This is a genomic window from Bifidobacterium aerophilum, assembly GCF_010667685.1.
Lineage (GTDB): Bacteria > Actinomycetota > Actinomycetes > Actinomycetales > Bifidobacteriaceae > Bifidobacterium > Bifidobacterium aerophilum.
In genome coordinates this window covers 93354-114122 of sequence record NZ_WHZW01000005.1, presented here as the reverse complement: position 1 = coordinate 114122, position 20769 = coordinate 93354, and the positions used below count along the sequence as shown (strand labels likewise).

The 20769-nt window shown below is 64.5% G+C and carries 14 protein-coding genes and 1 pseudogene; 8 read left to right on the top strand and 7 right to left on the bottom strand.

Annotated elements, in window-relative coordinates; genetic code table 11:
* Nucleotides 1-149: 149 nt before the first annotated feature.
* From fucP to GFD25_RS03190, 4 genes are all read right to left on the bottom strand, one after another.
* Entirely contained in the window at nt 150-1532 is a 1383-nt protein-coding gene (gene fucP / locus GFD25_RS03205) for an L-fucose:H+ symporter permease (RefSeq protein WP_163229924.1), read from the bottom strand.
* Nucleotides 1533-1671: 139 nt separating this feature from the next.
* On the bottom strand, nt 1672-2061 hold the full coding sequence (locus GFD25_RS03200) for a VOC family protein (RefSeq protein WP_163229922.1): 390 nt from the start codon (nt 2059-2061) through the stop codon (nt 1672-1674).
* A gap of 263 nt (nt 2062-2324) precedes the next feature.
* Nucleotides 2325-3221, bottom strand: coding sequence for a carbohydrate kinase family protein (locus GFD25_RS03195; RefSeq protein WP_163229920.1), 897 nt, complete (start codon nt 3219-3221; stop codon nt 2325-2327).
* A gap of 84 nt (nt 3222-3305) precedes the next feature.
* On the bottom strand, nt 3306-4508 hold the full coding sequence (locus GFD25_RS03190; protein ID WP_163229991.1) for an ROK family transcriptional regulator: 1203 nt from the start codon (nt 4506-4508) through the stop codon (nt 3306-3308).
* A gap of 265 nt (nt 4509-4773) precedes the next feature.
* On the opposite strand from GFD25_RS03190, the gene GFD25_RS03185 reads away from it, so the two are divergent.
* From GFD25_RS03185 to GFD25_RS03150, 8 genes are all read left to right on the top strand, one after another.
* A complete protein-coding gene (locus GFD25_RS03185) occupies nt 4774-5511 on the top strand; it encodes a copper homeostasis protein CutC (protein ID WP_163229918.1) in 738 nt (245 codons plus the stop codon).
* A gap of 287 nt (nt 5512-5798) precedes the next feature.
* The gene (locus tag GFD25_RS03180) at nt 5799-7121 is read left to right on the top strand and encodes an ABC transporter substrate-binding protein (protein ID WP_163229916.1); all 1323 of its coding nucleotides are present in this window, start codon (nt 5799-5801) and stop codon (nt 7119-7121) included.
* Nucleotides 7122-7262: 141 nt separating this feature from the next.
* Nucleotides 7263-8234: a carbohydrate ABC transporter permease gene (locus GFD25_RS03175; protein ID WP_163229914.1), complete on the top strand. Its 972-nt coding sequence runs from the start codon at nt 7263-7265 to the stop codon at nt 8232-8234.
* Nucleotides 8231-9181 carry a carbohydrate ABC transporter permease gene (locus GFD25_RS03170; RefSeq protein WP_163229912.1) on the top strand — a complete coding sequence of 317 codons (951 nt, stop codon included), beginning with the start codon at nt 8231-8233 and terminating at the stop codon, nt 9179-9181. Before GFD25_RS03175 ends, GFD25_RS03170 begins: the two co-directional genes overlap by 4 nt.
* 193 nt (nt 9182-9374) lie before the next feature.
* Nucleotides 9375-11627, top strand: coding sequence for a 1,3-beta-galactosyl-N-acetylhexosamine phosphorylase (gene gnpA, locus GFD25_RS03165; protein WP_163229910.1), 2253 nt, complete (start codon nt 9375-9377; stop codon nt 11625-11627).
* A 237-nt stretch (nt 11628-11864) separates the two neighbouring features.
* Nucleotides 11865-12947 carry a phosphotransferase enzyme family protein gene (locus GFD25_RS03160; RefSeq protein WP_163229908.1) on the top strand — a complete coding sequence of 361 codons (1083 nt, stop codon included), beginning with the start codon at nt 11865-11867 and terminating at the stop codon, nt 12945-12947.
* On the top strand, nt 12947-14467 hold the full coding sequence (locus GFD25_RS03155) for a UDP-glucose--hexose-1-phosphate uridylyltransferase (protein WP_163229906.1): 1521 nt from the start codon (nt 12947-12949) through the stop codon (nt 14465-14467). Before GFD25_RS03160 ends, GFD25_RS03155 begins: the two co-directional genes overlap by 1 nt.
* Nucleotides 14468-14518: 51 nt before the next feature.
* The gene (locus tag GFD25_RS03150) at nt 14519-15424 is read left to right on the top strand and encodes an ROK family protein (RefSeq protein ID WP_163229904.1); all 906 of its coding nucleotides are present in this window, start codon (nt 14519-14521) and stop codon (nt 15422-15424) included.
* A 156-nt stretch (nt 15425-15580) separates the two neighbouring features.
* On the opposite strand, the gene GFD25_RS03145 is transcribed toward GFD25_RS03150, so the two are convergent.
* From GFD25_RS03145 to GFD25_RS12520, 3 genes and pseudogenes are all read right to left on the bottom strand, one after another.
* Nucleotides 15581-17998, bottom strand: a complete 2418-nt coding sequence (locus GFD25_RS03145; RefSeq protein ID WP_204314751.1) for an alpha-L-arabinofuranosidase C-terminal domain-containing protein — start codon at nt 17996-17998, stop codon at nt 15581-15583.
* Between the two features lie 71 nt (nt 17999-18069).
* On the bottom strand, nt 18070-18984 hold the full coding sequence (locus tag GFD25_RS12110) for an alpha-L-arabinofuranosidase C-terminal domain-containing protein (protein ID WP_239512372.1): 915 nt from the start codon (nt 18982-18984) through the stop codon (nt 18070-18072).
* A 154-nt stretch (nt 18985-19138) separates the two neighbouring features.
* Nucleotides 19139-20431 (bottom strand): annotated as a pseudogene (locus GFD25_RS12520) (carbohydrate binding domain-containing protein); the annotation flags it as partial.
* Between the last annotated feature and the right edge of the window lie 338 nt (nt 20432-20769).

The following is a 20769-nucleotide window of genomic DNA, read 5'->3' as shown; positions in this document are numbered from 1 at the left end:
TTGTTAACTAGATTAATGAATTAATGCAGTATCATTCTAAACTGCTTTAGTACGCGACACGCCAATACGAGAACAGGGCCCCATGCTTTGCATGAGGCCCTGCGTCGTCACGGTCGTCACGGCGGTCGATCACCGGCTTGGGAGTCGGATCAGTTGGCGATCTCGCCCTTCTCGGTCATCTCCTTGAGCTGCGCCGGGGTGTACTTGTCGCGCTTGAACTCGCTCATGAAGTACAGGCCCACGACGAGCAGTTCGATCGCCGGCAGGATGAACGAGAACTGCATGTTCACCGCGTCGGAGAGCGCGCCCTGCGCCATCGGCAGGATCGCGCCGCCGACCAGCGCCATCACGATGATCGCGCCGGCGGTCTCGGTGTGGCGACGGTCCTCGACGGTCTTGAGCGTGCGCGAGTAGATCGTCGGCCAGCCCGGTCCCAGGAACAGGCTGACGATCACGGCCAGCCAGACCGAGGCCATGCCCGGCACGAACGCCGTGCCGATAAGCACCACGCATCCGACGATCATGTAGACCGCAAGCACGCGCGTCTCGCGGAACTTCGACAGCAGGTAGCTGGCGGAGATACGGCCGACGAAGAAGATGATGTAGCTGATCATCATGTAGTTCGCCGACTCGCGGTCGGAGATCGGGGCGCCGGCCTGCTCGGACACGTTGAGGGCCAGGCGCATGGTGAACGACCAGATGCCGGTCTGCGCGCCGATGTAGATGAACTGGATGACGATGCCCTGCCAGAAGCGGCCGTTGTGGCCGAGATAGGCCATCGTCTCGCCGAGCGTGGCCTTGGCCACGTCGCCCTCCTTGGTCTGCGGGCGGCACTTCGGGAACTTCACGATCGCGAACAGCACGATGAACACGAGCATGACGATCATGACCACGATGTACGGCTGCAGCGTGCGGCCGAGCTGCTCGGAGGCGAGGTCGATCGCCGCCTGCGGGTCGGTCTTGCGCAGTTTCTCCATCTCGGTGTGCAGGTTGGAGTCCTGGAACACGAAGTACTTGCCGAGCAGCACGCCGGTGAGCAGGCCGAGCGCGTTCATCGTCTGAGCGACGTTGAGGCGCAGCGTGCTCAGGCGCTTCGGGCCGAGCAGCGTGGCATACGTGTCGGCTGAGGTCTCGAGGAAGCTCAGGCCGATCGCCTCGACGAAGATTGCGAACAGGAAGATCTCGTACGTGATCAGGCGCGAGGCCGGGAAGAAGATGAAGCATCCGAGCGCGAAGAACGCAAGACCGGTCATGATGCCGACCTTGTAGCTCGTGCGCTTGATGAACAGCGAGGCGGGAATGGCGATGATGAAGTAGCCGGCGTAGAACGCGCTCTGCACGAGGGCGGTCTGCATGTCGGTCAGCTCGAACACCGGCTTGAACTGGGTGATCAGCACGTCGTTGAGGCTGGATGCGATCGCCCAGAACGCGAACAGCACGGAGGTCATCGCGAACTGGAGGATCGGCGTGCGGTCGAGATATCCGTCGGGGCTTTCCACCCACGGCGTCTTTGCGGAGGTTGCGTTGCTCATAGTGAATCCCTGTTATCCCTTGTTGAATCTCTTTTCGGAAACACTGGTGTCATGGTTCGCCGGCGTTCGCGACGTTGCGTGGACGCCGGCGTGGTGCGATGGGAAAGGCCGATGGAACCCGCTTGCGACGGGCGTGCGGCTACATGATCTGGCAGAACTCGATGACTTCGTGGTTCGGTCCGAGCACGTTGAAGTAGCGGATGCCGTGCTCCCAGAACGTGTCGATGTGCTGGATGGACCCCTCGACGAAGTTCAGGTCCAGCTTCTGGGCCTCGGCGAACGACGCCTCGATGTCGGTGGAGTCGAGCGCGAAGTGGTTGATCGCGCCGTTCTCCATCGGGGTCGGATCCATCGTCCACACTTCGAGGGTGAGGTTGTTCAGGCGCAGGAACGTGCAGCGGTCCTCGCCGTTCGGGTAGATGCCGAGGCATTTGAAGCCCAGCTTCTCGTAGTAGGCGATCGTGCCTTCGAGGTCGGTGGTGGGGATGCCGACGTGCTGCACGCCGGTGACGGTGTCCTGGATGGCCATGGTTGCTCCTTTGGCTGGATGGTGATGGTTTGATATGGCCGTCACGGGGCCATGCGGGCAGGGCAGGGGCGAGCCTGGGTGCCTGATGGCCGCATGACGAAAAATGGGGGAGGGGTGGCTCCGCGTCGTTGCGGAACCGGGTGGGGAGGCGACTCGACGACGCCTCCCGTTCCGATGGGGCGCCGCGTGCGTGGCGCCCCATGCGTAGATGGATGGATCGGTGCGCATGGATGCGTGGCCGGCGCGCGGACGGCCACGCGGGGTCACTCGCCGGCGGCGGCGAGGTAGTCCGGCATCACGTCCGGGTACTTCGGCCATGCGCCGGCCTGGGTGCACACGAACGCGGCGGTGTTCACGGCCGCGCGGTGGGCCTCGGACAGCGTGTTGCCGAGCAGGATCTTCGCGGTGAACGTGCCGGAGAAGGAGTCGCCGGCGCCCACGGTGTCGTTGACCTCGACGTGCGGGGTGTTGAGCGTGGAGCTTTCGCCGTTCTTGGCGATGATGGTCGAGAAGGTCGAGCCGCCGGTCAGGATGATGTAGTCCAGGCCGTACTCGCTCATGAACCAGCGGCAGGCCTCGTCGTCGGAGGTGCCGCGGATGTCGAACATGTCGCGCAGGAGCAGCAGCTCGGCGTCGTTGATCTTGAACACGGTGGCGTAGCCGAGCAGCTCCTCGATGAGCTCCTTGGAGTAGTGGTCGCCGCGCAGGTTGATGTCGAAGAACTTCATCGCGCCGGCCTTGGTGTGCTTGAGCAGTTCGATGATCGTGTCATGAGACTCGGGGGAGCGCAGGCCCAGGGTGCCGAAGCACACGGCGTCGGCCTGCTCGGCGACCTCGATGAGCTGGCGGGTGAGCAGCAGGTGATCCCAGGCGACGCCCTTGACGATGGTGTACTCCGGGATGCCGTTCTTGAGAGCGACCTCGACGGTGGAGGTCGGCCAGGCATTGCGCTGGATGATGGTGTGGATGCCGGCCTTCTCGGCCTCGACGAGCAGCTCGTCGCCGAGCGCGTCCTCGCCGACGGCGCTGATGGACCAGCCTTCGGTGCCGTTCATCATCGCGTGGTATGCGAAGTTGACCGGGGCGCCGCCGGCGCGCTTGCCGGTGGGCAGCATATCCCACAGAAGTTCGCCGAGCGACAGAACGATGGGCTTGGACATGATGGTTCCTTTCTGGTTGGTTGGCGTCGGGACCGGCGTCAGTGTTGTGTTGTGAGGTGGTTAGGTTTTGGTCGGCGACGCGTCTCAGACGTCGTCGAAGAACACTGAGGGGTGTTCCAAGAATTGTGTGATGGCCACGGCAGCCGCGCCGGTGACGGTCGCGTCGGTGGGCAGGGGGGATATCGCGATGGTGGTCTCGTCGGCGATGTCGGGGATCGCGCGTTCGGCGACGACCTCGTGGATCGCGTCGAGCAGGGGCTGGCCCGCCTCGGAGACGATGTCTCCGACGACGATGCGCGCGGGGTTGTAGGCGTTGAGGATCGTCACGCAGCCGTAGCCGGCGTAGCGGCCGACCTCGTGGATGAGCGCGGCGGCCCGTCCGTCGCCCGCGTCCGCCGCGGCGAACAGCGCGCGGCAGGCTTCGGTGTGCGTCATGGATCCGGCGTCCGGCACGATGTCGGTGTCGAGGAGGCGCTGGTGGATGGCCACGGCGGAGCAGTAGCGTTCGAGGCAGCCGACGTTGCCGCAGTCGCAGGGGATGCCGTGGACGTCGATGCTGATGTGTCCGATCTCGGTGGCGGCTCCCTGCGAGCCGTCGATGAGACGGCCGTTGTCGATCACGCCGAGGCCGACGCCCTCGCCGATCAGGTAGTAGGCGAGGTTCTCGCAGGTGCTGTCGCGGTCGAACAGGTACTGGGCGAGCGCGCCGGCGCGGGCGTCCTGCTCGATGAAGACGGGGACGGGGAAGGCTTCGCCGAATTCGGCGAGGAAGTTGACCGAGCGCCAGCTGGTCATGGAGGAGACGACGGCGGTGCGGCCCTGGTCCTGCAGGTACGGGCCGGGCACGGCGATGCCGACGGCGACGATCGCGTCGTCGGAGGCGATGAGGCGGTTGACGTGTTCGTGGATGGTGGCCAGGGTGGCGGGGATGGTGTCTTCGCTGACGGTGGGAAGGTCCTCGAGGCTGATGCGCCGGCCCGCGAGGTCGAATAGGCCGACCTCCACGAGACTGCGGGCGAATTTCACGCCGACGACATGGAACTGCGCGGTGTCGAGCTTGAGTCCGATGGAACGACGGTTCTTGCTGCCTTCGAGATCGCCGGTTTCGGAGATGACGCCGGCCTCGAGCAGGCGGGCCGTGATCTTGGTGATCGCGGCGGGGGTCAGTTCGAGGGCCTTTGCGATCTGTGCCCGGGAACTGATACCGTTATGATAGAGATGCTGAAGGATGCGTGAGCGGTTGGATTCCGATACGGAAGCCTGCGATGCGGTCGCATTGGCGTTCATGTCCTTCACCTCCTCGTGTCCAGCTTCGTTGCATGTCATCCTTGAATCTGAACTTGATTCATATATTAACCAAGTTAACTAGATTCTTCAACTCGAACCCGTTCGGCGTGTCGTGCGGGTCGCTCGTGCACACTGTCGGACATGGGGTGGACGTCCCTTGTCCGTGCCGTCGCGGGCGGGGCGGACTGCGCCCGTGCGGCAGTGTCGCGGCGGTGCGAGTAAGCCGACGGCCATGCGATTACTTGTATAAGGAGTGGATGTAGTCATGACGACCATAGAGATCGCGGTGCAGGATGTGTGCGGTGCGCGCATCGCGCTCGAGGAAGGAGCCGACCGCATCGAACTGTGCTCGGCGCTCGGGGCCACGGGCGGGCTGACGCCGAGCTTCGGCATGATCCAGAACTGCGGGCACGTCGGCGTTCCGCAGGGGGTGCAGGCGCTGATTCGTTCGCGCGCCGGCTCGTTCGTGTTCGACGAATCCGAGAAACGGGTGCAGCTGGCCGACGTGCGCACGGCGATCCTCGCCGGCGCCTCCGGCGTGGTGGTCGGTGGTCTGGGCGCCGACGGGCGCATCGACGTCGATTTCGCCGGTCGGCTCGTCGACGAGGCGCGCGAGGAGGCGCGACGGTGCAACCGGCACGTGCAGATCACCTTCCATCGCGCGTTCGACATGGTGCCCGACCAGTTCGTCGCGCTGGACACGCTTATCGGCCTCGGATACACGCGGGTGCTCACTTCGGGAGGCGCGTCCGCCGCGCCCGAGGCTCTGGGCCGTCTGCATGCGCTGGTGGAGCATGCCGCCGGCCGCATCCAGATCGAAGCCGGAGGCGGCGTGCGCCCCGAGAGCATCGGTGCGCTGCGCGCCACAGGCGTGGATGCCGTGCACCTGTCCGCCAGGACGCTGATCGCCTCCGCCGGCGGACCCGGCGGCGGAGGCGACACCCCGTTGGAGCGCACCGATCGCATGGCGGTTCGCGCCGCCGTGGAGGCGGCTCATGCGTGACGCCGTCGCGTGACGCGTCCGCAATCCGCGCGCCTCGTCGGCGTTCCGGTTTCTTCCCTCGCGCCCGAATAGGCTGCGGGGGCTTTTTTATGCAATGACCGTTAATGTTAAGAATGTTAACTAATGATGCCTCTTGAAAAAGAAGGTTTCCGACGCCTGTAATAAAGCCGTCTCTCGGGCGACACGCTGTTAATGTAAAGGTAGTTGACATTTAATGGTCGTCGGTTTATATTTACATCAGTTGCCGCGAGGAAGCGGTGGCTCCCATCTCATAGAGGAGTAGAAATATGGTTGCATTCAACAAGCGTGTGGTAGCGGGCTTCGCCGCCGTCGCCGCCCTGTCCATGGGCCTGGCCGGTTGCGGTACCACCAGCAACGACAACACCAACGCGGGAGACGACAAGTCCGACGGCGGCGTGGTGAACATCACCTACATGCACCGTCTGCCCGACAACGACGGCATGGTGCTCGTCAACGACATCGTCGCCAAGTGGAACAAGGAGCATCCGGACATTCAGGTCAAGGCCACCAAGTTCGACGGCAAGGCCTCCGAGATGATCAAGAAGCTCGAGACCGACGTCAAGAACGACAACGCCCCCGATCTGGCTCAGGTCGGCTACGCCGAGCTCCCGGAGGTCTTCACCAAGGACATGCTGCAGGACGTCACCGAGTACGCCGAGCAGTACAAGGACCACTTCGCGTCCGGCCCGTACTCCCTGATGCAGGTCGGCGGCAAGTACTACGGCCTGCCGCAGGACACCGGCCCGCTGGTCTACTTCTACAACAAGGCCGAGTTCGACAAGCTCGGCATCTCCGTGCCGAAGACCGCCGACGAGATGGTCGAGTCCGCCAAGAAGGCGGCTGCCGCCGGCAAGTACATCATGTCCTACCAGCCCGATGAGGCCGGCAACATGATCTCCGGCTTGGCTGGCGCTTCCGGCGGCTGGTACAAGGTCGTGGACGACGCCTGGGTCGTCAACACCGAAACCGACGGTTCCAAGGCCGTCGCCGACCTCTACCAGCAGCTCATCGACGCGAAGGCCGTCACCACCAACGCCCGTTGGGACGCCTCCTTCGACGCCTCGCTGCAGGACGGCTCGCTGATCGGCACCGTGGCCGCCGCATGGGAGGCCCCGCTGTTCATGGGCTCCGCCGGTGAGACCAGCGCCGGCGACTGGCAGGTCGCGCAGCTCGGCGACTGGTTCGGCAACGAAGGCAAGACCGGCCCCGACGGCGGTTCCGGCGTGGCCGTGCTGAAGTCCTCCAAGCACCCGAAGGAAGCCATGGAGTTCCTCGACTGGTTCAACACCCAGGTCTCCGACCTCGTCTCCCAGGGCCTCGTGCCGGCCGCCACCACCGAGGACGCCAAGACCCCGAAGGATTGGGCCACCTTCTTCGGCGGCCAGGACATCATGGCCGAGTTCAAGACCGCGAACAACAACATGGGCGACTTCACCTACATGCCGGGCTTCTCCGCCGTCGCCACCGCGATGAACGAGACCGCCGCCAAGGCCGTCGATGGCTCCGGCAAGGTCGAGGACATCTTCTCCGTCGCGCAGAAGACCTCGATCGACACGCTGAAGAACCTCAACCTGTCCGTCAAGGAGTAGCGGGAACCATCGCTGACCGGGCCTTTCCGGGCAGATGACATCAGTTCCAACACCATCTGAAGAAAGGCCGGAGTCCGATACTCCGGCCTTTCTTCATGAAGCACACCATCCATCCGTATTTTCGAAAGCTAAGGTCGTTCCATGACTACCACCACGCACGCGGCGAACGCGTCAGGCGCCAGGCGGTCCTCCAAGCCGAAGCGCTCGGACGCCGCCAGGCGAGAGAACCGTACGGGCTGGGCCTTCATGGCCCCGTTCGGCATCCTCTTCGCGCTCGTCTTCATCCTGCCCATCATCTGGGCCATCTACTCCAGCTTCTTCCGTCAGGTCGCCGAAGGCGGCGGCGCGTACGGCGGCGGAAAGCTCGTCAACAAGTTCGTCGGCCTGCAGAACTTCCAGTACGTCATCACCTCCGGCACGTTCTGGGCCGGCATCGGCCGTGTGCTGCTCTATACGCTCATCCAGGTGCCGTTCATGATCATCGCCGCATTGGCTCTCGCCATGCTGCTCGACTCGTTCATCGTCAAGCGCGTCACCGTGTTCCGCCTGGGCTACTTCCTGCCGTACGCCATCCCCGGCGTCGTCGCCTCGATCATCTGGGTGTTCCTGTACAACGGCCAGATCTCGCCGATCGTCAAGGGACTCGCCGCGCTCGGCATCAACGTCGACTTCTTCGCCAAGAACATCGTGATCGGCTCGATGGCCAACATCACCACCTGGACGTTCACCGGCTACAACATGCTCATCTTCCTCGCCGCTCTGCAGGCCATCCCGCACGACCTGTACGAGGCTGCGCGCATCGACGGCGCCAACGGCTTCCAGATCGCCATGCGCATCAAGCTGCCCAACGTGCGCGCCGCCGCCCTGCTCGCCATGCTGCTGTCCATCGTCGGCACCATCCAGCTGTTCAACGAGCCCGAGATCATGTCCGTGTCCGACCCGAGCATCTCCAAGTCGTTCACGCCGATGATGATGGCCCTGTACACCTCGCGCGGCACCATCACCCCGAGCGGCGACGGCCCGGCTTCGGCCATCGCCATCGTCATGGCACTGATCGCCGGCATCCTTGCCGCGCTGTACGCACTCGCCGAAAGGAAGGTGAACGAACAATGAGCGACCTGACCAAGGAGGAGCGCGCCGCCCGCCGCGCCCGCAAGAAGGCCGACAAGATCCGCGACCTGCACGCCAACGACCTGCCGCGCTCGATGCAGCCGTCGACCGCGGTCAAGACCGTCACCATCGTCGCGCTCGTGCTCACGCTGATCTACTTCCTGTTCCCGATCTACTGGGCGATCATCGCCTCCACCAAGACGCCGAGCCAGATGACCGGCAGCAACGGACTGTGGTTCGCCGTCGGCATCCAGGATCTGCCGAACGCGATCGCGACCAACTACGGCAAGCTGCTGGGCTGGACCCGCGGCAACTTCTGGCGCTGGGTCTTCAACTCGCTCGTCTACTCCGGCGTCTCCGCCGCGGTGGGCACCCTCGTCGCCGTCATGGCCGGATATGCCACCGCCAAGTTCAACTTCCGCGGCAAGAACCTTGCCATCGGCGTCATCATGGGCTGCATGCTCATGCCGGCCGCCCTGCTGACCATCCCGCAGTACTCGATCTTCCACACGATGCACCTGACCGACACGATGCTCGCCGTCATCATCCCGTGCTGCGTCTCGCCGTTCGGCTTCTTCCTCGGCCGCGTGTACGCGCAGACCTCGGTGCCGAACGAGCTGCTCGAGGCGGCCCGCATCGACGGCGCCAGCGAGGCGAGGATCTTCTTCACCATCGTGCTGCGCATCCTCGCGCCGGCCATGGTGACGATCTTCCTGTTCCTGTTCGTCGCGACGTGGAACAACTTCCTGCTGCCGTTGATGATGATCTCCGCCGACACGCTCAAGCCCGTCACGCTCGGCCTGTACGGCATGGTCTCGCTCGCCACGTTCAACGACCGCGGCGCCCTCATGATGGGCGCGCTGCTCGGCGTGCTGCCCGTGATCATTCTCTTCCTCGGCCTGCAGCGCTACTGGCAGGCCGGCCTCGCCGCAGGTGCGGTCAAGGGCTGAGCCGTCAAGCGGACAGTCCAGTGGACTGTCCGTAGGCTCAGCCTGAGCGAGCCGATAGACGAGCGAAGGCAGCATTGAGCCCGAGCGCAGCGAGGCCCTTGATTGCAGGGCCGAAGGCGACGCGTTAAGCGGACAGTCCAGTGCCGAACCGTTCAGCACGAGCCGCAACAAATTCACAAGGAGCAAACACTTCATGACCACCACCGGACGCTTCACACTTCCCAGCGAATCGAACTTCGCCGAGAAAACCAAGGAACTCGCCGAACTGTGGGGCGCGGACGCGATCCGCAACTCGGACGGCACGCATCTCGACGACGCGGTGCTCGCCCTCGGCAAGAAGATCTACAGCGCCTACTTCCCGACCCGCGCGCACAACGAGTGGATCACCCTGCACATGGACGAGACGCCGCAGGTCTACCTGCTCACCCAGCGCGTGCTCGCCGAAACCGACACCGTGACCATCGACCTCATGGCCACGTTCTTCGCCGAGCAGCTCACCCCGAACTACGACGCCGACCCGGCCAGGTACTGGGAGGTCATCGACCGCACCACCGGCGCGGTCGTCGACCCGGCGAACTGGACGGTCGACGCGGCCTCGAACACGGTCACCGTGAACGGCGCGACGCCGATGCACGAGTACACGGCCTCGTTCCTCGCCTACATCATCTGGGACCCGGTCGAGATGTACAACCACCTCACCAACGACTGGGGCGACAAGGAACACGAGATCCCGTTCGACATCTACCATCCGGCCACCCGCAAGTTCGTGTTCGACACGTTCGAGCAGTGGCTCAAGGACAACCCGCAGACCGACGTCGTGCGCTTCACCACGTTCTTCTACCAGTTCACCCTGCTGTTCGACCCGAAGCACCGCGAGAAGATCGTCGACTGGTTCGGCTGCTCGTGCACCGTCTCGCCGGCGGCGCTCGACGACTTCGAGAAGCGGTACGGCTATCGCCTGCGTCCCGAGGACTTCGTGGACGAAGGCTGCTACAACTCCGCCTGGCGCGTGCCGCGCAAGGCCCAGCGCGACTGGATCGACTTCCTCTCCGGCTTCGTGCGCGAGAACGTCAAGACGCTCGCCGACATGTCGCACAAGGCGGGCAAGGAAGCCATGATGTTCCTCGGCGACCAGTGGATCGGCACCGAGCCGTACAAGGACGGCTTCGGCGACCTCGGCCTCGACGCCGTGGTCGGATCCATCGGCGACGGCACGACCACCCGCATGATCGCCGACATCCCCGGCGTCAAGTACACCGAGGGCCGCTTCCTGCCGTACTTCTTCCCCGACACGTTCTACGAGGGCAACGATCCGAGCATCGAGGCGTGGGACAACTGGCGCAAGGCCCGCCGCGCCATCCTGCGCTCGCCGATCGCGCGCATGGGCTACGGCGGCTACCTGTCGCTGGCCGCGAAGTTCCCGAAGTTCGTGGACGCCGTCGAGCACATCGCCGACGAGTTCCGCGACATCCACGATCGCACGAACGGCGAGGCCGCCACGGGCGAGCTCAACGTCGCGATCCTCAACTCGTGGGGCAAGATGCGTTCGTGGATGGCGTACACCGTCGCCCACGCGCTGCCCAACAAGCAGACGTACTCGTATTACGGCATCCTCGAATCGCTGTCCGGCATGCGCGTCAACGTGCGGTTCGTCAGCTTCGATGACGTGATCGAACGTGGCGTGGACGACGACGTCGACGTGATCATCACCGGCGGTCCGGTCGACACCGCGTATTCGGGCGGCGACGTCTGGGCGAAGGATCCGAAGCTGGCCGAGACGCTGCGCGCGTGGGTGCGCGGCGGCGGCGCGCTCGTGGGCGTCGGCGAGCCGAGCTCGCAGTGGCATCAGGGCCGCTTCTTCCAGCTGGCCGACGTGTTCGGCGTGGACGAGGAACGCTACCAGACGCTGTCCGTCGACAAGTACTTCCCGCCCGTCACGCCCGACCACTTCATCACGGCCGACGTGCACGTCGACCCGGCGGCGCGCGAGGCGTGGGAGGCGGCCGGATACCGCATCCCGCTGTCCGGCTGCGGCGGCGGACAGGGCAAGGCCCCGCTCGGCGGCATCGACTTCGGCGAGCAGATCCCCAACACGTACCCCGTCAGCGAGGACGTGACCCTGCTGCGCGCCGACGGCGGGCAGGTCCAGCTCGCGGTCAACGAATACGGCAAGGGACGCGGCGTGTACGTGTCCGGCCTGCCGTACTCGGCCGCGAACGCGCGACTGCTGGAACGCATCCTGTTCTACGCGAGCCGCAACGAGGACCGCTATGCGACCTACAGCTCGACCAACCCCGAGTGCGAGGTCGCCCGCTTCCCCGAAACCGGCTGGTACTGCGTGATCAACAACACCGACCGCCCGCAGTCCACCGACGTGGCGCTGCCCGACGGCGCGAGCGAGCACTTCGACCTTGACGCCAGCGCCATCGCCTGGCGGCGTATCTGAGTGCGTGATCCGGGGCTTTTCCGGACCGATTACGGCCCGGGGAAGCCCCTTATTAATGTAAATTTCATATCGGAAAACCGAAATCGACAATGGAGTCGATCATAAAACGCCGAAATTGTACGGTTTTCCATTTATGTATATAGTATTAACAAAACAACTGCGTCGCTGTTGCCTCCGCATGCGAACGAACATGCCGGTCGGCCGGCGCCGCCCATTTCCACGAAAAGAGGACTCCCCATGACGGACATCGACGTCACGCTCGCCGAGATCGCCTCCCGTTTCGCGCTCGAAGGAACGATCGAGGCCATCGAACCGTACGGCGACGGCCACATCAACGCCACCTACCTCGTCACGACCGACGCGAAGCGCTACATCCTGCAGCGCATGAACACCGACATCTTCCCCGACGTCGTCCACCTGATGCGCAACGTCGAACTGGTCACCGCGTTCCTGCGCGAACAGGGCCAGGAAACGCTCGACATCGTGCCCGCCAACGACGGCGCGACCTGGTGCGAGCTGCCGGACGGCGCATGGCGCGTCTACGCGTTCATCGAGAACACCGTCTCCTACAACCTCGTGACCGACGCCTCCGTGTTCCGCGGCGCCGGCGCGGCCTTCGGCGCGTTCCAGAACCAGCTCGCCGGCTTCGACGCCTCGCAGCTGACCGAAACCATCGCCCACTTCCACGACACCCCGCACCGCTTCGAGGACTTCAAGGCGGCCGTCGCCGCCGACGTCAAGGGCCGTGCGGCCACCTGCCGGGACGAGATCGACTTCTACATGGCGCACGCCGACGAATACGCGACCATCACGAGCGGACTCGCCGACGGCACGATCCCGCTGCGCGTCACCCACAACGACACCAAGCTCAACAACATCCTCATGGACGCCGACACCGGCAAGGCGCGCGCCATCATCGACCTCGACACCGTGATGCCCGGCTCCATGCTCTACGACTTCGGCGACTCGATCCGCTTCGGCGCGTCCACCGCGCTCGAGGACGAGCAGGACCTCGACAAGGTGCATTTCAGCACCGAGCTGTTCCGCGCCTACACGGAAGGCTTCGTCGGCGAACTGCGCGACAGCATCACCGCGCGCGAGGCCGAACTGCTGCCGACCGGCGCCAAGATGATGACGCTCGAATGCGGCATGCGCTTCCTCGCCGACTACCTCGCCGGCGACACCTACTTCGCCACCAAGTACCCCGAGCACAACCTCGTGCGCTCGCGCACGCAGATCAAGCTCGTGCAGGAGATGGAAGCCAAGGCCGACGACACCGCGGCCATCGTGGCCGACGTGATGGGGGAGGGCGACCGCTGATGACGGACGCGACACCGACCACCTCGGCCGAGTCGACGACGCCGATCGACGCCGTGTACGCGAGCATCGACGCGCTCGTCGACCACGCCGTGAACCATCTCGACCTCGACCCGCGCGACGCCGACCTGGCGCGCAACCGCATCTTCGAACTGTTCTCGCTCTCCTCGTACCGTCCGACCGGCGAGACGGCCGGCAACAAGGGCGTGGATGAACTGGTGGCGGACTTCCGCACGGCCGCGACCGACGCCGGCCTGATCGAGGAGGGCGAAGGCGCCTCCACGACGGACGCGGTCATGGGCATCCTGTCGGCCGCGCCGTCCGCCATCGACGACCGCTTCGCGGCACTCGAAACGCGCGACGGCGGCATGGAGGCCATGCGCTGGTTCTACGACTACTGCGTCGACAACACCTACGTGAAGAAGGCCACGCTCGACCGGAACCCGCGGTTCGACTCGCACGGCCTGACCGTGACGATCAACCTCGCCAAGCCCGAATTCAAGAACATGAAGAAGGCCGCGGCCGGCAACGCCGTCGCCGGTGGCTACCCGTCATGCACGATCTGCCATGAGAACGAAGGCTTCGCCGGACGCGACAAGCGCACGCTGCGCACGCTGCCGGTCGAGCTCGGCGGCAGCCCGTGGTTCTGGCAGTTCTCGCCGTACGGCTACTTCCGTCAGCACGGCATCTGCGTGAACATGGAGCACACGCCCATGCACGTCGACCGCATCACCTTCGTGCACCTGCTCGACTTCGTCGACCGGTTCCCGGGATACTTCCTCGGATGCAACGCCGCGCTGCCGCGCATCGGCGGCTCGGTGCTTGCGCACGATCACTACCAGGGCGGCGGCGAGATCCTGCCCATGTTCAAAGCCGAGACCTGGGCGAGCCTGACTCTGCCCGGCCACGAGGCGGCGACGGTCGAGATCCTCGACTGGCCCGGCACGGCCGTGCGCGTCGTGTCGCGTTCGCGCGACGAGATCGTCGAGGTCGCCGACATCATCCGCGAGGCCTGGGTGCGCTACGATGACGCCGAGGCCGGCATCGCCAGCCACGACGCCGACGGCAACCGGCAGTCCGCGCTTTCGCCGAGCGTGATCATCACCGAACGCGGCTACGAGATGAGCCTGATCTTCCGCAACAACGCGGTCAGCGACGAATACCCCGAAGGCATCTTCCACGCGCACCCGGAGTTCTGGCCCGTCAAGCAGGAGCCGATCGGCCTGATCGAGGCGCAGGGCCTGTTCATCCTGCCCGGCCGTCTCGTCGACCAGCTCGGCGTGATCGAGGACGCGCTCGCCGCCGGGGAAAGCGAACTGCCCGAGTCGGTCGGCGAGTTCACGCTCGAATGGGAAGAACTGACCGCCGCGCTGCACGGCTCGCGCGACCGCGAGGAGATCCGCGCCGCCGTGCGCGACGAGCTGGGCAGCGTATGCGAACGCATCCTCGGCAACACCGCCGTATTCAAGCGCAAGGAGCAGACCCGTTCGTTCCTGGAGACGCTGGGCTTCCGCTCGGCGTGAAACGACATGGCTTTCCGCGTACCGGAAAGCCGGAAAAGAGGAATCATCATCATGACGGATAAGCAGTATCTGGTCGGCGTCGACATCGGCGGCACGAAGATCGAAGCGGTGCTGACGGACGCGTCCGGCGCGGTCCTTGACTCGAAACGCGTCCCCGCCCGCCGCGGCGGCGACAACGTCGTCGAGGACGTCGTGTCTCTCGTACGTGAGGTCGCCGGCGACCGGCTCTCCGACGTGACGCGCGTCGGCATGGGCACGCCCGGTCAGGTCGATTCGACGACCGGCCGCATCGCCAACGTCGTCAACCTCGACATCGACACGCTGGAATTGGGCGCGCTGTCCGGCGAGCGTCTCGGCCTGCCGGTGCACGTCGACAACGACGTGAACGCGGCGGCGGTCGGCGCGGCCGCGGTGCTGTGCGGCGACGACACCGACGGCACGGTCGTGTTCCTCAACTTCGGTACCGGCCTGGCCGCCGGCATCCTCATCGACGGCGTGCTGCAGCACGGCTACAGCGGCGCGGCCGGCGAAATCGGCCACGTGCCGGTCGATCCGAACCGTTTCGCCTGTCCGTGCGGCCAGCAGGGCTGCCTTGAAACCGTGTGCTCGGGCGCGTCCGTGGCGCGTCTGTGGCCGACCGCCGACGGCGTGCCGCCGATGCCCGACCTGATCGCCAAGGCCCGTGGCGGCGACGCCGATGCGCGGCGCGTGCTGGCCATGGTGACGCATGCCATCGTGGACGCCGTGCAGATCGCCGCGCAGTCGGTCGACCCGCGCATGATCATCTTCGGCGGCGGCATGGCGAAGACCGGACAGCCGTTGATCGACGTCACGCTGGACGAACTGCACGCGCGCGAGGCCTCCTGCCCGTTCCTCAAGGGTCTGGACCTCGGATCGCGCATACGTCTCGCCCCGGCCGACGCCCCGCTCGGCGCCATCGGCGCCGCGCTGGCGTGACCGTCGGCATAATCAACGGCCGTACCTGAGTTCATGACGCACCATGCCAACTCAGATACGGCCGTTGTGCATGTTCGCAGGACCGTAATCGAATCAGACTGTTGTTCGTGGACCCAGATACGGCCTGTTCGTGATGATTGCGGGAAGCGATTCCGCTCAGTTCTCTTCGCCGATGAGCCGGAATTTCAGAACATGCACGGCATGTGCCGGAAGCGGGTAATCCAGTTCGTACACCGGGCTGACGCCATCTCCCGCGTGTTCGGTGCGCTCGCTGGGCGAGACCCGTGCCGGATGCTCGAAATCGTTCTTCGCATCCAACGAGAATCCATCCATGTGCTCGACCGAGTACGTCGCGTCGACGGCATGATCGAACGTGAGCCGTACGTCAGCCGGCGTGTCCTTCACGTTCACAAGCTTCACGGTCACCGTGTCGTCCGCGTCGCGTACCGCCGAGTAGTACAAATCGTCCGGTTCATACGGCAGCAGCGTCTCGCGGAAGATCCGCTCGCCGTCCAGCGCGAAGCTGACCGTACCGTGGTCGACTTCCATTAGCGCGTGATACGACACGTTCGGCAGGCACTTGATGTGCGACACGGCATAATACGATTCCTTGCCGTGCTCGAACGTGCGCAGCGACAGCGCACGGCCCCACCAGCCGTTGATCGTGACCGCGGCGTAGTCCTCATCCGTCGTGCCGGCGAAGCGGATGCGCATCTCGTTGCCGCCCGAACCGGGGTCGGCGGGCACGGCGGGTACGAAATCGAATTCGAGACGGAAATGTTCGCGACCGTCGGTGCGCAACGGCAACGCGATCGTGCCGTCGGGTGCGAGCACGACATGCGACTCGTGCTGGAGCGTCACGCCGCCGCCATCAGCCGAACCGGCCTGAGTCAGATCGGTCAGCGTAAGATCGTCAATCGTCATGCCTGCATCCCCGATGGCGATCGACGCCGCGCCGTCAACCGGATAACCGGACGGCACGACATGCGCGATGTCGTCGCTGGTGCCGAGCAGGGACGTGCCCTGGTTGCGCGAGAACATGCGCTGCACGTAATAATCCGGCGTGCCATACGACGATTGCCCGTCGAAATCGATGAGCACCGGGTCCCAGTTGCGGTATTTCACGTTGTTGAGCAGCGGCGCGTAGCAGGCCATCGCCACGGCCGGCGTGCGTTCGAGCCCGGTCATGAACGCGGCTTCGGCCAGCGCGTTGAACCATGTGTCGTCGAGCGTCGCGTACTCGCCGATGAACACCTTGGCATGGTACGGATGCGAATGGTAGCGGTAGGCGTTCATCACGACCCATTCCGGAGAATGGTAGAAATGCACGTCCATGATCGGCGTGCCGGTGCGGTCGGCCTGTTCGAACGACGGCTTATAGACGTCGCTGCACGGGCAGGCGCCGGCGCTGCCGATGATCTGGATGTCCGGATACCGGTCGTGGATCTGGCGGTGCGCGATCTCGTACCGGTCGTAGAACTCCTGATACTCCTCCTCGTTGCCCAACGCGATGTACTTCATGTCAAACGGCTCGGGATGCCCCATATCGGCGCGTACGCGGCCCCACGTGCTGTAGACGGGACCGTTCGCGAATTCGATCACGTCGAGCGCGTCGTCGATCCACGACTGCAGGTTCTCGATCGGGTCCTCGGTGTGGTCGTGCGAGTTGCAGCCGAGCGAAATCACCGGGATCGGTTCCGCCCCGATCTGCTCGCACAAACGGAAGTATTCGTAAAAACCAAGTCCGAAGGTCTGGTTGTACTTCCAACGGCTGCGTTTCGAAGGGCGTTCCTCGACCGGTCCGACGGTGAACTTCCAGCGATACACCGAGTCGCGCGCCGCCGGATCGAACGCGCCGTCGTGGATGAGGCAACCGCCGGGGAAGCGCACGAACCGTGGCTTGAGATCGGCTATTTTCTTGGCCAGATCGCGGCGCAGCACGTGATCGTCGTCGAACGTGTCGATCGGGAGCAGCGAGACCATGTCGAGATCGAGCGTCGCCCGGTCATCGCTATGGATGACGAGCGTGGCGGTCGGATCGTCGTGGTCCGCGGTCATCTCGGCCTCGAACTTGCTCCATCCGCCGGCCGCGACGGCAAACGACTCGGTTGCCCGGACGGCCGTCAGATCATGCGATCGCAGTTCGACAAGCAGCTTGGCCGTGCTCGCGGCCGAATCGTCGTCGATACGCGCCCAGCAGGAGAAGCGGTACCGTTTGCCGGCCTGCACCGGGATGCCGTCGTTGAACCCGTCGTTGCTGATGCCGGCCGGTTCGTCGGCGGCGGATACGGCCGGACCGAGAACGAGATAATGCTGGTTGTTGGCGTTCAACGGATGTGCGTCGGCGACGGTCGCGCGAGTGCCGCCGACGGTCGGCAATACGGTCCAACCGGTCAGCGGCGTGTAGTCGGGGTTGTCGATCGGGTCGAATTCGAACGATCGGTTCCGGACGAGCTCGGCGTACAGGCCACCGTCGGCGGCATGGTTGAGATCCTCGAAGAAGACGCCGAACAGGTCGCCCTGCTCCTTGACGCGGTCGTCGGTGTGAATCGAGATGGAATGTTGCGTGGACATGGAATGCTCCTGAACGTACATGGATGATGCTCGGATGATGGCTGGATGATGCGCGGATGGGGATGAACGGATCAGTCGACCCGGAATTTCAGCACGTGCACGGCGTGGGCCGGCACGTGGTAGTCGAGTGCGGTCATCGGTTCGGTGGCGGCGTCTCCCGCGTGTTCGGTGCGCTCGCTGGAGGCGACCCGCGCCGGATGTTCAAGATCGTTGCGCGCGTCCAATGCGAATCCGTCCATGTGCTCGACCGAGTATGTCGCGTCGACGGCGTGGTCGAATGCGAGCCGTACGTCGGCCGGCGTGTCCTTCACGTTGACGAGTTTGACGGTCACCGTGTCGTCCGCGTCGCGTACCGCCGAGTAGTACAAATCGTCCGGCTCATACGGCAGCAGCGTCTCGTTAAGCATCGGCTTGCCGTCCATCACGAGACTGACCGTGCCGTGATCGAACTCGAGCAGCGCGCGGTGCGTCGTCTCCGCGGCGTAGTTGACGTGGATCGCGCTGTAGTAGGACTCCTTGCCGTGCTGGTAGGTGCGCAGCGTGAGCATGCGGCCCCACCAGCTGTTGATGGCCAGCGCCACATAGTCGTCGGGGCTGGTTTCGGCGAAACGGATGGTGACGTCGGTGCCGGAGGATTCCGGATCGAGCTTCTCGTGCGCGGTGAAGTCGAGGTCGATCCGGAAGTGTTCGCAACCGGCGAGGTCGAGCGGCAGCGTGGCGGTGCCGTCGGGTGTCATCTCGATGCCGGATTCCTGCTGCAGGACGGCGCCGTCATGGTCGAGATCGGTGATCGTCAGTCGGTTGACGGTGAACGGCGCGTTGATGATGTTGAGCGAGGCGTCGCCGCGCGCCGACCAGCGGGAGCGCGGGCCGCGCGTGATGTCGTCGCCGGTGCCGAGCAGGGACGTGCCCTGGTTGCGCGAGAACAGTCGTTGCACATAGTAGCTCGGCGTGCCATAGGATGTGCGGCCGTCGTAGTTGATCATGTCCGGCTTCCAGTCGGTGTACTTCACGTTGTTGAACAACGGCGCGTTCGAGTCCGGTCATGAACGCGGCTTCGGCCAGCGCGTTGAACCAGGTGTCGTCGAGCGTCGCGTATTCGCCGAGGAACACCTTGGTGTGGTATGGGTGATGGTCGTAGCGGTGGGCGTTCATGACCGTCCATTCGGGCGCATGGTAGAAGTGCACGTCCATGAGCGGCGTGTCGAGCCGGTCGCCCTGCTCGAACGCCGGATCGTACAGGTCGCTGTACGGGCAGACGCCCGCGCTGCCGGCGATCCGGATGTCCGGGTAGCGGTCGTGGATCTGGTGCACGGCGATCTCGTACCGGTCGTAGAACTCCTGGTACTCCTCTTCGTTGCCGAGTGCGATGTACTTCATGTTGAACGGTTCCGGGTGACCCATCTGCGCGCGGACCTTGCCCCACGTGCTGTAGACGGGACCGTTGGCGAATTCGATCACGTCGAGCGCGTCGTCGATCCACGACTGGAGGTTCCCGATGTCGTCCTGCAGATGATGATGCGCGTTGCAGCCGAGCGAGATGACGGGGATCGGTTCGGCGCCGATCTGCTCGCACAGGCGGAAGTATTCGTAGAAGCCGAGTCCGAAGGTCTGGTTGTACTTCCATCGATTGCGTTTCGACGGGCGTTCCTCGACCGGTCCTACGGTGAACTTCCAACGGTAGACGGAGTCGCGGGCGGCCGGGTCGAACGCGCCGTCGTGGATGAGGCAGCCGCCGGGGAAGCGCACGAAACTGGGTTTGAGATCCGCGAGTTTTTCGGCCAGATCGCGGCGCAGCACGTGATCGTCGTCGAACGTGTCGATCGGGAGCAGCGAGACCATGTCGAGATCGAGGGTCGCGTGCTCGTCGCTGCGGATGACCAGGACGGCGGTCGGATCGTCGGCGTCGGGGAAGAACGTCGCCGCGAATCGTGTCCATTCGCCGGCTGTGACGGTGAACGTCTCGTCGGCGTGGATGGTCGTCAGGTCCGCGGAGCGTAGTTCGACGCGCAGCGTGGCCGTGCTCGCGGCCGATGCGTCGTCGATGCGCGCGAAGCAGGAGAACGCGTACTGGTCGTCCGCGCTCACCGGGATGCCGTCGTTGAATCCGGCGTTGCTGATGCCGGCCGGTTCGTCGTCGGCGGATACGGCCGGCCCGAGAACGAGATAGTGCTGGTTGTTGGCGTTCAATGGATGGTCGACCGCGACGGTCGCTCTGGTCGAGCCGCCTTGCGGCAGTACGGTCCAGCCGGTCAGCGGCGTGTAGTCGGGGTTGTCGATCGGGTCGAATTCGAACGATCGGTTCCGGACGAGCTCGGCGTACAGGCCGCCGTCGGCGGCGTGATTGATGTCCTCGAAGAAGACGCCGAACAGGTCGCCCTGCTCCTTGACGCGGTCGTCGGTGCGGACCGTGATGGTGTGTTGGGTTGGCATGGATGATGCTCCTTAACGCTGGAGGCGACGCGCTGCGTCGCGCCGCAATATATGCGCAAACGTTTTTGTACTGCGATTCCGTCACATACTTCTGCGGAGCGCGACTCCGACAGACCGCAGAAAACGTTTTCGAAATCTGTGTTCAATATAGGCATTGTGATGGAGTTTCGCAAATTGCTGTCGGTGTTCCTGGCGTGTTCGGCAGCTTTAAGTAAGTATCTAGTAAGGCGAAGGTCTTTCACATGTCATTTGACTTTTGGGAATCGTAGCTTTATGATGCATATCAAGAAAACGTTTTCGTTCGATGGAGATCAAGCCAAACCTGATCAACAACGACG

Excerpts from the sequence above, each read along its gene's own strand:
- GFD25_RS03145 (WP_204314751.1), bottom strand. The coding sequence starts at position 17,998 with ATGTCCACGCAACATTCCATCTCGATTCACACCGACGACCGCGTCAAG.
- GFD25_RS12110 (WP_239512372.1), bottom strand. The coding sequence starts at position 18,984 with ATGATCAACTACGACGGCCGCACATCCTATGGCACGCCGAGCTACTAT.
- GFD25_RS03170 (WP_163229912.1), top strand. The coding sequence starts at position 8,231 with ATGAGCGACCTGACCAAGGAGGAGCGCGCCGCCCGCCGCGCCCGCAAG.
- GFD25_RS03200 (WP_163229922.1), bottom strand. The coding sequence starts at position 2,061 with ATGGCCATCCAGGACACCGTCACCGGCGTGCAGCACGTCGGCATCCCC.
- GFD25_RS03175 (WP_163229914.1), top strand. The coding sequence starts at position 7,263 with ATGACTACCACCACGCACGCGGCGAACGCGTCAGGCGCCAGGCGGTCC.
- GFD25_RS03185 (WP_163229918.1), top strand. The coding sequence starts at position 4,774 with ATGACGACCATAGAGATCGCGGTGCAGGATGTGTGCGGTGCGCGCATC.
- GFD25_RS03150 (WP_163229904.1), top strand. The coding sequence starts at position 14,519 with ATGACGGATAAGCAGTATCTGGTCGGCGTCGACATCGGCGGCACGAAG.
- gnpA (WP_163229910.1), top strand. The coding sequence starts at position 9,375 with ATGACCACCACCGGACGCTTCACACTTCCCAGCGAATCGAACTTCGCC.
- fucP (WP_163229924.1), bottom strand. The coding sequence starts at position 1,532 with ATGAGCAACGCAACCTCCGCAAAGACGCCGTGGGTGGAAAGCCCCGAC.
- GFD25_RS03155 (WP_163229906.1), top strand. The coding sequence starts at position 12,947 with ATGACGGACGCGACACCGACCACCTCGGCCGAGTCGACGACGCCGATC.
- GFD25_RS03180 (WP_163229916.1), top strand. The coding sequence starts at position 5,799 with ATGGTTGCATTCAACAAGCGTGTGGTAGCGGGCTTCGCCGCCGTCGCC.
- GFD25_RS03160 (WP_163229908.1), top strand. The coding sequence starts at position 11,865 with ATGACGGACATCGACGTCACGCTCGCCGAGATCGCCTCCCGTTTCGCG.
- GFD25_RS03195 (WP_163229920.1), bottom strand. The coding sequence starts at position 3,221 with ATGTCCAAGCCCATCGTTCTGTCGCTCGGCGAACTTCTGTGGGATATG.
- GFD25_RS03190 (WP_163229991.1), bottom strand. The coding sequence starts at position 4,508 with ATGAACGCCAATGCGACCGCATCGCAGGCTTCCGTATCGGAATCCAAC.